General features: G+C 71.0%; 13 protein-coding genes and 1 pseudogene. 7 read left to right on the forward strand and 7 right to left on the reverse strand.

All coding sequences use genetic code 11. From position 1 onward, the window contains the following. Positions 1 to 2014 (forward strand): SpoIIE family protein phosphatase (locus ACRX5W_RS22495; RefSeq protein WP_436790061.1); only part of this gene is annotated, 2014 nt, incomplete at its 5' end. 204 nt (positions 2015 to 2218) lie between these two features. On the opposite strand, the gene ACRX5W_RS22500 is transcribed toward ACRX5W_RS22495, so the two are convergent. Next, the gene (locus ACRX5W_RS22500) at positions 2219 to 2446 is read right to left on the reverse strand and encodes a hypothetical protein (RefSeq protein WP_436790062.1); all 228 of its coding nucleotides are present in this window, start codon (positions 2444 to 2446) and stop codon (positions 2219 to 2221) included. A gap of 275 nt (positions 2447 to 2721) precedes the next feature. Here ACRX5W_RS22500 and ACRX5W_RS22505 point away from each other — a divergent pair, with 275 nt between their 5' ends. After that, positions 2722 to 2997 (forward strand): DUF6510 family protein, encoded by a 276-nt coding sequence (locus tag ACRX5W_RS22505; protein ID WP_436790063.1) that lies wholly within the window; start codon positions 2722 to 2724, stop codon positions 2995 to 2997. A gap of 95 nt (positions 2998 to 3092) precedes the next feature. Here the strand turns inward: ACRX5W_RS22505 and ACRX5W_RS22510 are convergent, their stop codons facing one another. Both ACRX5W_RS22510 and ACRX5W_RS22515 read right to left on the reverse strand, forming a co-directional pair. Further along, positions 3093 to 3806, reverse strand: a complete 714-nt coding sequence (locus tag ACRX5W_RS22510; protein ID WP_436790064.1) for an FAD-binding oxidoreductase — start codon at positions 3804 to 3806, stop codon at positions 3093 to 3095. 1 nt (position 3807) lies between these two features. Continuing rightward, a complete protein-coding gene (locus ACRX5W_RS22515) occupies positions 3808 to 4407 on the reverse strand; it encodes a sulfite oxidase-like oxidoreductase (protein WP_436790065.1) in 600 nt (199 codons plus the stop codon). A 323-nt stretch (positions 4408 to 4730) separates the two neighbouring features. On the opposite strand from ACRX5W_RS22515, the gene ACRX5W_RS22520 reads away from it, so the two are divergent. Both ACRX5W_RS22520 and ACRX5W_RS22525 read left to right on the forward strand, forming a co-directional pair. After that, positions 4731 to 5213 carry an MSMEG_6728 family protein gene (locus ACRX5W_RS22520; protein ID WP_436790066.1) on the forward strand — a complete coding sequence of 161 codons (483 nt, stop codon included), beginning with the start codon at positions 4731 to 4733 and terminating at the stop codon, positions 5211 to 5213. Between the two features lie 278 nt (positions 5214 to 5491). Continuing rightward, positions 5492 to 5845 carry an antibiotic biosynthesis monooxygenase family protein gene (locus ACRX5W_RS22525; protein ID WP_436790067.1) on the forward strand — a complete coding sequence of 118 codons (354 nt, stop codon included), beginning with the start codon at positions 5492 to 5494 and terminating at the stop codon, positions 5843 to 5845. A gap of 218 nt (positions 5846 to 6063) precedes the next feature. Here the strand turns inward: ACRX5W_RS22525 and ACRX5W_RS22530 are convergent, their stop codons facing one another. From ACRX5W_RS22530 to ACRX5W_RS22540, 3 genes are all read right to left on the reverse strand, one after another. Next, positions 6064 to 6792, reverse strand: a complete 729-nt coding sequence (locus ACRX5W_RS22530) for a hypothetical protein (RefSeq protein ID WP_436790068.1) — start codon at positions 6790 to 6792, stop codon at positions 6064 to 6066. A gap of 170 nt (positions 6793 to 6962) precedes the next feature. After that, a complete protein-coding gene (locus ACRX5W_RS22535) occupies positions 6963 to 8513 on the reverse strand; it encodes an MFS transporter (RefSeq protein ID WP_436790069.1) in 1551 nt (516 codons plus the stop codon). Continuing rightward, complete coding sequence (locus ACRX5W_RS22540; RefSeq protein WP_436790070.1) at positions 8510 to 9100, reverse strand: TetR/AcrR family transcriptional regulator; 591 nt, start codon at positions 9098 to 9100, stop codon at positions 8510 to 8512. The genes ACRX5W_RS22535 and ACRX5W_RS22540 overlap by 4 nt, the downstream gene beginning before the upstream one ends. A gap of 392 nt (positions 9101 to 9492) precedes the next feature. Between ACRX5W_RS22540 and ACRX5W_RS22545 the strand changes: the two genes are divergently transcribed. Further along, positions 9493 to 10092 carry a hypothetical protein gene (locus tag ACRX5W_RS22545; protein WP_436790071.1) on the forward strand — a complete coding sequence of 200 codons (600 nt, stop codon included), beginning with the start codon at positions 9493 to 9495 and terminating at the stop codon, positions 10090 to 10092. 108 nt (positions 10093 to 10200) lie between these two features. On the opposite strand, the gene ACRX5W_RS22550 is transcribed toward ACRX5W_RS22545, so the two are convergent. Then, positions 10201 to 11145 carry an alpha/beta fold hydrolase gene (locus tag ACRX5W_RS22550; RefSeq protein WP_436790072.1) on the reverse strand — a complete coding sequence of 315 codons (945 nt, stop codon included), beginning with the start codon at positions 11143 to 11145 and terminating at the stop codon, positions 10201 to 10203. 86 nt (positions 11146 to 11231) lie between these two features. Between ACRX5W_RS22550 and ACRX5W_RS22555 the strand changes: the two genes are divergently transcribed. Together ACRX5W_RS22555 and ACRX5W_RS22560 are read left to right on the forward strand one after the other, a co-directional pair. Continuing rightward, on the forward strand, positions 11232 to 11957 hold the full coding sequence (locus ACRX5W_RS22555) for a TetR/AcrR family transcriptional regulator (protein WP_436790073.1): 726 nt from the start codon (positions 11232 to 11234) through the stop codon (positions 11955 to 11957). Positions 11958 to 12034: 77 nt separating this feature from the next. After that, positions 12035 to 12506, forward strand: a pseudogene (locus tag ACRX5W_RS22560) (hypothetical protein); the annotation flags it as partial.

Below are 12506 nucleotides of genomic sequence, written 5' to 3' on the forward strand. Positions count from 1 at the left end.
CGACCGCGGGAAGATCGTGTTCTGGAGCCCGCAGGCCGAGGAACTGTTCGGCTACACGGCCCAGGAGGCCGTGGGTCGGCTGGCGTCGCACATCATGGTGCACGAGGAGCACCGGGAGCTGGCGGTCAAGCTGTTCGCCGAGGTGATGACCACCGGGGCGAGCTGGGCCGGCGCGTTCCCCATCCGGCACAAGGACGGCGGCACGCGGCTGGTGGAGTTCCGCAGCATGCGGCTGCTGAACGACGTCGGTGACGTCTATGCCCTGGGCATCGCCGCGAATCAGACGACGCTGCGGCGGGTGGAGACCGATATGGCCCTGTCGGAGCGCCTGGTGTCGCAGGCCGCCATCGGACTCGCCCTACAGGACACCGACCTGCGCTACCTGATGGTCAATCCTGCCATGGAGCGCATGAACGGCATTCCGGTCGCCGACCACATCGGTCGGCACCCTCGCGAGATCCTGCCGTTCCTCGACGTCGGCACCATCGAGTCCGCGCTGCGCCAGGTGCTGCTGACCGGCGTCCCGCTGATCGACCAGTACGTGGTCGGCCGCACCCCGGCCGACCCGGATCACGATCACGCCTGGTCGGTGTCGTACTACCGGCTCGAAGGCGCGGGCGGGCGGACGATGGGGGTGGCCACCACGGTGATCGACGTCAGCGAGCGCCATCGGGCGACGACCGAGGCGGACCGGGCGCGGCGCCGTCTGGCCATGATCGCCGACGCCTCCGCCCGCGTCGGTACCAGCCTGGAGGTGGTCCAGACTGCACAGGAACTGGCCGAGGTCGCCGTCCCCGACCTGGCCGACGTGACCGCGGTCGACATCCTGGACGCCATCTTGGCCTTCCGCCGCAGCCCTGCCGGCGCTCACGAACCGGGCCCGGAACTGTTCCGCGCCCTCGCCGTGGCGTCCGCGTACCCGACTCCGGCGACCGCCGCGGTGAAAGCCGGAGACCTCGCCGCCTACGGCGCCGACCGCCTGATCACCCAATGCGTGCACACCGGGCAGCCCGTGGTCGTCGCCCACACCGGGAGCAAAGATTTGCAGCGGATAGCCCGCGACGCCGACAGCGCGGCGGCGTTCGCCAGGGCCGGCGTGCACTCCTACCTGGCGGTGCCGCTGATCGCGCGCAACGAGGTCCTCGGCGCGTTCGACCTGCTGCGCGCCCGCAATCCGCTCCCGTTCGACGAGGACGATGTGCTGTTGGCCGGGGAGTTGGCCGCACGCGCCGCCGTCGCCATCGACAACGCCCGCTGGCACCAGAGCGTCCGCAACGCCGCCGAGACGCTTCAGCGCAGTCTCCTGCCGGGCCATCCGTCCCGGCCGGTGGGCCTGGAAGTCGCGTCCCGCTACCAGCCTGCCCAGGCGAGCAGCGAGGTCGGCGGCGACTGGTACGACGTCATCCCCCTGGCCGGCGAGAGGACCGCCTTGGTGGTCGGGGACGTCATGGGCAACGGCATCGACGCCGCCGCCACCATGGGGCGGCTGCGGACCGCGACATGTGCGTACGCCGACCTCGACCTGGCCCCGGACGAGGTCCTGCGGCACCTCGACAAGATCGCCGAGGGGTTGGAACACTACATCGCGACCTGCGTCTATGCGGTCTACGACCCCCGCGACCACCGGTGCCTGCTCGCGAACGCCGGACACCTCCCACCCGTCCTCGCGGCAGCCGGACGCAAGCCCGAACTGCTCGACCTGCCCACCGGCGCGCCTCTCGGCGTCGGCGGCGTCTCCTTCCACACCTCCGCTTTCGACCTGCACCCCGGCGACCGGCTCGTCCTGTACACCGACGGCCTCGTCGAGACCCGTCGCCATCCCATCGACGAACGCCTGGACGCCCTGTTGCGTGCCCTGGACAGATCCAACTTGTCTCTGGAGGACACCTGCCAGTGGCTCCTCGACTCCCTGCGCCACCCCGATGAACACGACGACGTCGCTCTGCTCATCGCGCAGGCCACCGCCCTCGTACCCGACCGGCAGTCGGACGTGGGCGGGGACCTGCTCGGCTGAGGTGCCGACGGTGAAGCCGAGCCGGGCGGTACGGGTCGGAGTGACGAAGCCGCCGAGCGGGCCGGGCGATGGGGCGGACGGCGTGTGACGGTCGCGTCTCGGTGCCCCAGGTACGTCTCCCGTGTCGGCAGAGCGGGCCAAGGCGGCGCGGGCGCAGGGCGGCCGTGCGAACGGGCGCGCTGCGGTGTGGGGTTGGAGCGGCGGTCACTCCCCGCTTGGTGCGGGTGAGCGGCCGTGGGGCTGACCGGCTGCCTCCTCCTCGTCGACGTACACCTTGGTGCCGTCGGGGTAGAACTTGCAGACACGGCCGTTCTCGGCACCGATGGCCGGCAGCCCCGCCGCGTGCAGTTCCGCGATCGCGTCCTGCACAGCCTGCCGCATCAGCGCATGGGCACGTTCCCGGCCGATCGAGTCGATCAGCGAGTCGGTCACGGAACCTCCGTCATCAAGTTGTTGGGGTCACGCCCCTCCCATGCTGCCGTACCGGCGCGACCGGCCACCAGGCTCCGAGGGAACCGGGCGGGATCACAGCCGGCCGCTGTCGGCCACCGCTGGGTCCTTGAGTCCGACGCTGACGTGCTGTGGCGTGTGGCTCGTGGGGACGGCGACACGATGCCCGGATGCCGGGCGGCGGTGCCGGGGTCTGCAAATGTGGACGGCCGGACGGGCCATCCGGGCCGGACCGCCTCGTACCCCGGAGGATCAGCGTGACCAATCCCGGTTTCCACGACGGCAACGCCCTCGCGGGCCCGCTGTCCGAGATCTTCGCCCTCGACGTGACAACCGCGCGCCGGCGCTGCCCTGGTTGCGGAAGGGAAGCGACCGTGGCTGCCCTTCGTGTCTACGACTCCGGCCCGGCCGCGGTCGCGCGCTGCCCCGGATGCGAGCAGGTGGCTCTGCGCGTGGCCCGCCACGGCGGCACTTTGTGGCTGGACTTCGGCAACGGCGGCGCGCTGAGGTTCCGCGTGGCCGATGGCGTCTGAACAACCGCGGTGCCCGGGTGGCCCGCACGGCTGCCGTGCGGGCCACCCGATCCGTCCGGGGCTTCACCCATCGGAAGGGCCCGCGGCGACGCCGGTCAGCCGAAGCGCTCGGTGCGGATGCGCGCGGCGTCGTGCCCGATACCGACCAGCAGCCCTGCGGCGTGCTCCACGAACACGGTCGGACCGCACACGAAGCACAGCGGGCGGTCGTCGGGCCGCCAACCGGGGGTGTCGAGGTCAGCCGCCGTCATGCGGCCGACCGGACGGGGGTGGTCCTCCGGGGAGACGCGCGTGTACACGTACGAGACGTCCACCCCGTCGGCGTCGGCGAAACGATCCAAGTCGGCACCGAACCACCGCTGGGAGCGGTCCCGCAGCGAATACGCCAGCCGGAACGGCGGTGGGTCGGCCGCCTGTTCGCGGACCCGCAGCATCGCCGCCAGCGGAGCCACGCCAGACCCTCCGGCGACCAGCAGCACCGGGTCGCGCCGTTCCGGATGCCATACGAACCACCCGCCCAGCGGACCGCGGATCTGCACCTCCGCGCCGACCGGCAGGTCATCCGCGAGATACGGCGACACCTCCCCGTCCGGCACCGGCTGCACCGCGATGCGCAGTCCGTCGCCGGGAGGCGCACTCAGCGAATAGCTGCGGACCGCCTGGTAGCCGTCCTCCGCGGTGAGACGCACGTCGATGTGCTGGCCCGCCAGGTGGCCCGGCCACGCCGGGACGGAGAACACCAGAGTGCGGGCCGTCTCCGTCTCCGGCACTCGCTCCACCAGCCGCGCGCGACGCCAGGGCCCCGGCATCTCAATCCCCCCAGTAGCGCTGCTCGCGCCACGGGTCACCGTAGTCGTGGTAGCCCAGTGACTCCCAGAATCCCTGCTCGTCTCGTTCCATCAGCCGGATCCCGCGGACCCATTTCGCCGACTTCCAGAAGTACAGGTGCGGGATCAACATGCGTGCGGGGCCGCCGTGTTCGGGCGGCAGCGGTTGTCCGTCGTACTCGTGGACGATCCAGGCCCGCCCGTTCGAGATGTCCGCGAGAGGCACGTTGGCCGTGTATCCGCCGTACGACTCGACCATGGCATGGGTCGCACTCGTGTCGAGTCCGGCCAGCAGGGTGTCGACCGAGACGCCGCGCCAGGTCGTACCGAACTTCGACCAGCGGGTCACACAATGGATGTCCACGGTCGGCTTCTCCTGCGGGAGGGCCTGGAACTCCGCCCAGGTCCAACGCCGTTGGCCGCCGTTGGTGTCGGTGACCGTGAACGTCCACGTGTCCAAGGGGACGGCCGGTGTGGGGCCGGCCGACAGTACGGGGAAGCCGTCCGCCTCGAACTGCCCTGGTGGCAACCGCGGATCGTCGCTGCGGTGGAAGCGTTTGAAGCCTGGTGACAGCCCGCTCACGTGTGCTCCGTTCGTTGGGCGGCTCGGACCGCATTCACCATCGCAGCACGGATAACGTCTGCCCGACTTTGTTCCTGTGTGTCCCTCGTGGCCTGCGGCTGCGTCACCCGGACAGACGCACTGCGCCGGGCCGTCGGGAACCTGCCGGGCGGGGAGGCTCCGGACCAGGAGTGATGCCGCGCCGGGCCGGGCATAGCGGTGGCCGGTCTCGTTCCCGTCCTCGGCGGCGCTCCCCGCCACCGACCGGCGGTGCGGGGCGGCCCGGCCGAGCCGATCGGCCACTCGCTCCTCGTGGAGCGCCCCTGACGGGTGGAGGCGACGCGGTGCAGACGTTCCTGCCCTATGCGGATTTCCGGGCCACGGCCCTGGTCCTGGACCGCCGTCGTCTCGGCAAGCAGCGGGTGGAGGCGTTGCAGGTGCTGCGCGGCCTTGTCGTGCCCGGCTACGGGTGGCGCCACCATCCGGCGGTGCGGATGTGGGCGGGGTACGAGGAGGCGTTGGTCCGGTACGGCCTGGAAGTGTGCAAAGTGTGGCGAGAACAAGGCCATCAGGACAGCTGCGCGACCACGATGGTCGCGGATCTCCTCGCGTTCCGGCCCGGTGCCTCCGTTCGACGCCAGTCGGCGCTGGCGAACGCGCGGGAACTGCCTCCGTGGCTCGGCGACGACGCGTTCCACCGCAGCCACCAGTCGGCACTGGTCCGCAAGGAGCCGAAGACGTACGCGGCGCTCTTCTCCGGCGTGCCACCGGATCTGCCGTACGTTTGGCCGGCATCCGACCGGGGCGACGACGCCTCAGGCGCGTGAGGAAGCCGCAGCGGCGTTCGCTTCGCTTGGCCTGGCGGCATGGGAAGACCTGGTGCCATGGTGGGCACACCCTCGCGGACGTGACCACCGAGGCGGCGCCGGTGGCCGTGAAGCCGGTGGGCGTGATCGATGTGCGCACCTGACGGCGATGCGTCCGCCCCCGACACTCCCCCGGCACCACGACGGCCGACGAGGTGGGGACCCGCCTTCGGCGTCGACGCCGTTGCCCGCGTTCCGCCCGTCACCGGTGGCCGGGGGGCGTGATGCAAGATGGGGGCATGAGCATCGTGAAGATCAATGTCCTCGAAGTGCCCGCCGAGACCCGGGAAACGCTGGAGAAGCGCTTCGCCGCACGGGCCGGGGCCGTGGAGTCGTCGGACGGCTTCGAGTGGTTCGAGCTGCTGCGTCCGGTGGACGGGACCGACAAGTACCTCGTCTACACGCGCTGGCGCAGCGAGGAGGACTTCGAGAACTGGTTGAAGGGCCCGATGCAGGCCGCCCACACCGGGCGTCAGGCGGGCGGTTCGCCGGCCGACCACCCCCACGGCGGCGAGGCTCCGAAGCCCGCGGCCTCCGGCTCGACCTTGTGGTCCTTCGAGGTGGTACAGCAGGCAGCCCCGAAACAGGCGTAAGCGTCGGCGGATCATGCCATGCCGCGGCGTCCGCGGTTGGTCGGACGAGGTCACAGCTCTGCGGGCTGTGACCTCGTCCCGTTGTCGTGGTGCCGCAAGGCGTCGTGGCTCGCGTGTGGAGGCAGACTTCACCGCCGGACTGTCGCGGCAATGAGGTTGGGGTGCCGGGTGGTTCGTCCCTGGCAAGCCACAGTGCCGGGCGCGGCTCCGACGATGCGTCAGGTGTGAGCCCGAAGCGATTCCTGCACCTGGCGTTGTGTGATGACCTGCTCCTGCGGCGGAGCAGTGGTGTCACAGGGCCCGCCTGCACCCGTCACCGTCGTCTCGATTCGCTCCTGGCCCTTCTCCTCGACCTGCCCCACAACGGCGGGTTCACCCTTCGCGGCGACGAACACGGTGTTGCGCACACCGTCAGCGTCGGTCCAGGACAGGGGTATCGCCTTCGTGCCGTTGAAGTCCGTGCTCGGTCCCTTGACGAGGGCGTCGTGGTTGCCGTCGAAGAAGCCGACGCTTTCCTGCCCGCCGTCGCTCTCGCTCACCACGAACTTCCCGTCGACGACGCTCGCGAGCGCGGTGATCGACGCCGGATCGGTCCGCCCGGCCTGACGTGCCCAGAACTCCGCGGGGGCCTTGAGGTACGACTTGCCTCCCGTCTCGACGACTTCGGCGTCCAGCCCGTCCACGGTCATGGTGGCCCGCAGGGAACTCGTGTTGCCGTCAGGGGAGATCGCCATGCACGCCGTCATCTGCTGCGGTGTGCCCTGCGCGTCGGTGCCCTGCCCCGAGACCATCACCGTCCGCTGCTCCCGGGTGATGTCATTCGCTTCCTCCGCAAGCTCTTTGGGCTTGGCGTCCGTGTTGTCGTCCGAGTCCTCACCGCACGCGGCCACGGAAACCACGGCAGCGACCGCGGCGCAGACGGTGACGGGTACATGCCGAGAACGCACCTGTCCTCCAAGGGATTTGACGAGTCAACGTGCAACCACGGCTGCCCGCCGACGCGCCGGACATGCGCAACCGCCCCTCGGGCCCGCGCGATTCGGACACCGCAGCCGTTCGCACATGGGCCGCCGCAGATCCGAACGTCGCCGGGGAGATCGGACCGGCGGCCGGCTGGTCAGTGCGCGGTGTCGTCCCCGAGTTCGTGGTCCTTGAGGAGGAACCAGGCCAGGACGGCGGCGGTGAGCAGGACGGCGGCGCCTGCCGCGGACGCGATGCGCAGGCCGTCCACGAAGGCGTCCTGCGCGGCGGTGAGCATCCGGGCCGCTTCCTGGCCGGGCAGGCCGGCGGCGGTCCGGGCGGCGGCGCCGAGGGATTCGTGCGCGCTCGACGCGGCGTCGGCCGGGACGCCGTCGGGGATGGGGAACCGACGGTAGACGCCGGTGACGATCGAGCCGAGCACGGCGATGCCGAGCGCGGCGCCGAGCTCGTATGCGGTCTCCGACACTGCGGACGCGGCCCCCGCGCGTTCCTTGGGCACGCTGGAGAGAATCACGTCGGCGGTGACTGCGAACGCGAAGCCGGCGCCGAGTCCGACGAGAAGCAGGCAGCCGCCGACGAGCAGATAGCCGCTGCCGGGTGCCAGAGCGGTGAGCCCACCGAGTGCGGCGCCGACGATCCCGAGGCCGCCTCCCACGACGATCCGCACGGAGAACCGGCGTGCGGCCGCGCCCGCGACGAGGCTGGCGGCGACCGCGCCGACGGCAGCGGGCAGTTCCGCCACGCCGGCCTGCAACGGGCTGCGGCCCTGCACGAGTTGGAGGAACTGCGAGAGGAAGAACAGCAGACCGGACAGACCGAGCACCGCGAGGAGGTCGGCGGCCACGGCCGTGGAGAATTCGCGGCGACGGAACAGCCGTACGTCGAGGAGCGGAGCCGCGAGGCGCGGCTGACGGCGGACGAACGCGGTGAGCGCGGCCACGCCGGCGACCGCGGCGAGGGCGGCCGGCGCGCCGGGGCCGTGCGCGGCGGTCTCCTTGATCGCGTACACGACGGACACCATGCCGACGAGGGACATGGCGACGCTGGGCACGTCCCAGGGCCCTGGTGCCGGATCGCGGGATTCGGGCAGGAGCCGCACACCCGCGATCACCAGCAGGGCCATGACCGGCACGTTGACGAGGAAGACCGAGCCCCACCAGTAGTGCTCCAGCAGGAATCCGCCGATGACAGGGCCGAGGGCGGCGCCGGCGGACGCGCTGGACGCCCATATGCCGATGGCGAGGCTGCGTTCACGCGGGTCGTGGAACAGGTTGCGGATGAGTGCGAGGGTGGCGGGCATGAGCGTGGCGCCGGCGACGCCGAGGAGCGCGCGGGCGGCGATCATCATCTCCGGGGAGCTCGCGTACGCGTTGAGCACGGACACCAGGCCGAAGGCCACCGCACCGGTGAGCAGCAGTTTCTTGCGTCCGATGCGGTCGCCGAGGCTGCCCATCGACACGAGCAGACCGGCGATGACGAACGAGTACACGTCGCCGATCCACAACAACTGGGTGCCGGAAGGGGCGAGGTCCTCGCTGATGAAAGGGGTCGCCAGGGCCAGGACGGTCGCGTCGACGGCCACGAGGAGCACGGCGAGCACCAGGACGGCGAGCGCGATCCAGCGCCCGGGGCGCTTCTCGTACGCCTCGGCTGCGGGCCCGGGGACGGCAGAGGTCACGGTGGTCATGTGCGGGTTTCCTTCGACGGCTCGCGCGGTCGGTCCTGCGGCCGGTCCTGGCGGGTGACGCCGCCGAGGAGAAGCTCGGAGACCATGTAGGGGTAGTCGCGGGCAGCGGTTTTGCCGGCCTGGACGGCCCACGCCCCGCCGGCGACGAGGCTGTGGAACGCCTCGGTGAGCCAGGCCGGGGTCAGGTCGATCCGGAATTCCCCGGCTTCCTGGCCGCGCTGGAAGAGGGCGTGGATACGGGCGTCGACGCGTTCCCATCCCGCGTTGGTCGCGCCGTTCTCGAAGAGCTGGTTCTCGGTGAACAGGAAGGCCATGAACGCCGCGATCGGCTCGGACTCGGCGACCAGGCGGCGCAACGCCTCGCGGGCGGGTCCCTCGTCGGTGCGGGCCCGGTCGAGGGCCTCCTCCAACTGCCGGATCGCCAGCTCTTCGAGCGCACGGACGAGGGCGTCGCGGCCCGCGAAGTGGCGGTGCAGGGTCGCCCGGCTGATGCCGGCGGCTCTGGCGATCTCGTCCTGGGTGGCGTTCGCGTTGCGGCTCAGAAGCTCGGCGGCGTCGCGGAGAACACGCTCTCGATCCATGGTCACAAGACGATGATAGCTCATATGAGACATTGGTGTCTCATATGAGCTTCGTACGTCCTCGCTTCGCGGGTCACGCCTGTTCGCGGTTCACGCCTGTTCGTGCTGCGTCGTCGCGGCCGAGTCGTATTCGGTCTGCGCGTCTGCGCGGCCGTACTGGTCGGCGCGCGGTCGTCACCGTTCGGCGGTTGGCGGGCGAGCGTCAGGCCGCCGCGGTGGTGGGGGCCGTCGCGAGAAGAGCACGGGCCCGCCTCGCGCGCCGGCTGCGCGGTCGGTTGTGTCGCGCCGTACGTCTCAGGTGCCACGCTGTGTACGCCTCGGGACTGATGCGTCGACGCATGCGGAGCTCGTAGCCTCCGGTGGTCAATTGCTTTGGGGGATCGATGGTTTCGGCTGTCATGGACAGGCCGGCTTGGCGCAGGGTGTGGAACCGTCGGCCGGGTGACCCGCCCAAGCGCGTGTTCTGGACGTTGCTCGCGCTGACCGCTGCGGGCACATTGTGGCTGCGGAGCATCCCGCTGGGTGATTTCTTCGCTCAGTTGGTCGCGCTGTGGGTGTGGTTCGGGCTGGCGGTCGCGTGGCTGGCGTTGCTGGTGTCGGGGTTGGTCCGCCGCGAGGGACGGGCGCGGCTGCGTACCGCGAGGACCCGCGTCCGCTGGCTCGTGGCACCGGTGCTGGTGGTCGTGCTCATCGCGGCGTTGTACTTCCAGGTGTCCCTGCGTGCCCGCTTCGCGCTGTCCGAGGCCGCGCTGAGGAAGATCGCCGTCGCGACCGCGGAGGGCCGCGCGGTGGAGCTGGGTCAGGCAGGCCTGTACCGAGTCACCGAAGCCGAGGCGGTGCCGGACGGCGTCCTGCTGACGCTCGACGGGGCGGACGGCTTCCTCACGACCGGCGGCGGGTTCGGCTACTTCCCGAACGGCGTTCCTCCCATGGCCAATCGGGACGTCAGGTTCACCCACGTGTGGGGTGCCTGGTACTCGTGGTGGGAGGCGTTCTAAACGTGGTCGGTGCGGCCCGGAACTGTGTAGGTGCGGCTGTGCCCTGCGGCCCGGACACTGCACGAGGCGGGTGGCGTCGTACCGCAGACCGTCGCGGAAGGAGGCCGGTCAGGCGCTCCGGAGACCGGCCAACGTCGCCGTCTCCGCCGCGATCTCGCCCCAGAGCGGCGCGGGGAGGTCGTGGCCCACTCCGGGAAAGGTGCGGAGCCTTGCCCCGGGCACGGCTTCGGCGGTGGCCCGCGCCGCGGCGACGCGGAGGATGGGGTCTGCCTCACCGTGGAGGACCAGGGTGGGCTTGTCCAGGGCCCCAAGCCGCGGGCCGTGCCATTGGGCGCCGATTTGGCGGCTCTGCGCCTTCTTGTCGCGTGGCCCGCTGTCCACGTCCGCCTCGACCCAGGCGCGGGCGGCCTCTTCGTCGAAGGGATAGGCGGGTGAGGCGATCCCCCGCCAAACGGCGAGGGACGCTTCGATGTCCCCCTCACGGCCCTCGGGGAACTTGGCACGAGCCAATTTGGCGAGCAGCCCGAACCGCAGATAGCGCATGACCCGCAACCCGGAGACATCGCTGGGCAGCGCGGCCGACGAGGTGACGGTCAGAACCCGGTCGGGGTGCCGCAGCGCCAGCCGCTGGGCGATCACGCCGCCGAGCGAGTGCCCGAAAACGTGGGCCTGCCGCCAGCCGAGGGCGTCCAGAACGGCGACCGCGTCGTCGGTCATGTCCTCGGAGGTGTACGCGTCGCCGCGTTTCCGGAACAGGGCCTTGAAGGGGTTGGAGGTCGAGGTGTCCGGCATGCGCGTCGACTCGCCCGCGTCGCGCTGGTCGTACCGGGCGACCTCGAAGCCGGCGTCGGCGAATGCCTCACACAACCCGGCCGGCCACCAAAAGCGCGCGGTCGCGAGGCCCATGACCAGGAGCAGCGGTGCGCCGCCCGATGAGCCCGACAGGGTGTCGTACGCGACGTCGACGTCGCCGTTGCGTGCATGTCGGGTCGGTGTCCACGCGTAGGGATGGCGGTCGGCCTGCGGGCTGTCGGTGGCGGATTTGTCAGGCACGGCAACTGTTTCCTCTCACTGCGACTAGTGTTCGCAGTACAGGTTACTACTACTGCAAACGTTGTTCGCAGAAAGAGTGAGGTCAGATGCCAGAGCCGAGCACCCCGACCAGCGTCTGGCTCCGCCCCGAACGCTCCGGTCGCGGCCCGGCCCCCACGTTCGACCGGGACCGCCTGGCCGCGGCGGGCATCACCGTCGCGGACGCCGGCGGGCTCGCGGCCGTCACCATGCGCGCGGTCGCCGACGAGCTGGGCACGGCCCCGGCTTCGCTGTACCGCTACGTCGCCACCCGCGACGACCTCGTCGAGCTCATGGCCGACCGGGTCGCCGGGGAAATCGCCTACCGCCCGACCACCGGACGCCCGCTCGATGACGTCCTCCACCTCGCCCACGAAAGCCGGCGGGCCTATCTGCGTCACCCCTGGCTGCTCGACGTCGCCGCTCCCCGGACGCCGCTGGGGCCGCGGGCGGTCGACTACCTCGACCGCGTCCTGGCCGCGTTCGCCGATCACCCGGCCGACGCGCGGACCAAACTGGAGGCCGTGGGCGTCATGAACGCCGTCGTCGCGTCGCTCACGCGGGCCGAACTCGACCGACGGCAGGAGGGAAGGACGATTCCGCAGGACCAGCGCGCCCAGCACGCGTACTTGACCCATGTGGTCGCCGAAGGCCGCCACCCCCACCTCGCCGCGGCTCTCACCGCCGGCAAGGCTCCCGACGACGAGGCGCCGGACAGCATGTTCACGCGCATTGTCAGCCGTGTCGTACGCGGACTGCTCGACTCACCGACACACGGCACCGGCAACGCGTAGACAGCGCACCCGCACGGGACTTCCCCATGCCACCGGACCTTCGGATGCTGTCCGACCCCGGCGATACCGTCCCCGCCATGACGTCCGCTGTCGAATCCGAACCCGCAGCCGCAGCCGCAGCGCCCATGGGGCACGAGAGCCACCTGTATCTTCCCGGCCGCCATTCCGCAGCGCACACCGCGGCAGGGGACCTCGCAAGGATGGGGCATCTGCTGGTCACGGTCGGCCCGTGCGACGACGCGATCCGCGACAGGCTCACCCTCCCGGAAGGCTGGTGGTGGGTGGCAAGCCTTGCCGCGAACGTGGCCGAGACGCACGAGGCGCTCCACTGGGTGATGTGCCAGGTGACGATCGGCGTCGAACGGGTCGCACGTGCGCACGGCGGCTTCGTGAGTGGCGGGAGGTACGGGCATCTGCCAAGCGAGATCCGGCGGTTCCCACGAGAGGGCCTTGTGCATGACGGCACCGGACACATCGACAACCCGGCCGGCGTGCGTCCGCAGGCTCCCACGCCTCCCGTGCCGCCGCTGCCGCTCGGGGACAGCGGCG

This window comes from Yinghuangia sp. YIM S10712 (genome assembly GCF_051388935.1).
Taxonomy (GTDB): Bacteria; Actinomycetota; Actinomycetes; order Streptomycetales; family Streptomycetaceae; genus Yinghuangia.

Bases quoted from the DNA above. Each gene is read 5' to 3' on its own strand.
- ACRX5W_RS22510 (WP_436790064.1), bottom strand. From the start codon at position 3,806: ATGCCGGGGCCCTGGCGTCGCGCGCGGCTGGTGGAGCGAGTGCCGGAG.
- ACRX5W_RS22525 (WP_436790067.1), top strand. From the start codon at position 5,492: ATGAGCATCGTGAAGATCAATGTCCTCGAAGTGCCCGCCGAGACCCGG.
- ACRX5W_RS22535 (WP_436790069.1), bottom strand. From the start codon at position 8,513: ATGACCACCGTGACCTCTGCCGTCCCCGGGCCCGCAGCCGAGGCGTAC.
- ACRX5W_RS22545 (WP_436790071.1), top strand. From the start codon at position 9,493: ATGGACAGGCCGGCTTGGCGCAGGGTGTGGAACCGTCGGCCGGGTGAC.
- ACRX5W_RS22555 (WP_436790073.1), top strand. From the start codon at position 11,232: ATGCCAGAGCCGAGCACCCCGACCAGCGTCTGGCTCCGCCCCGAACGC.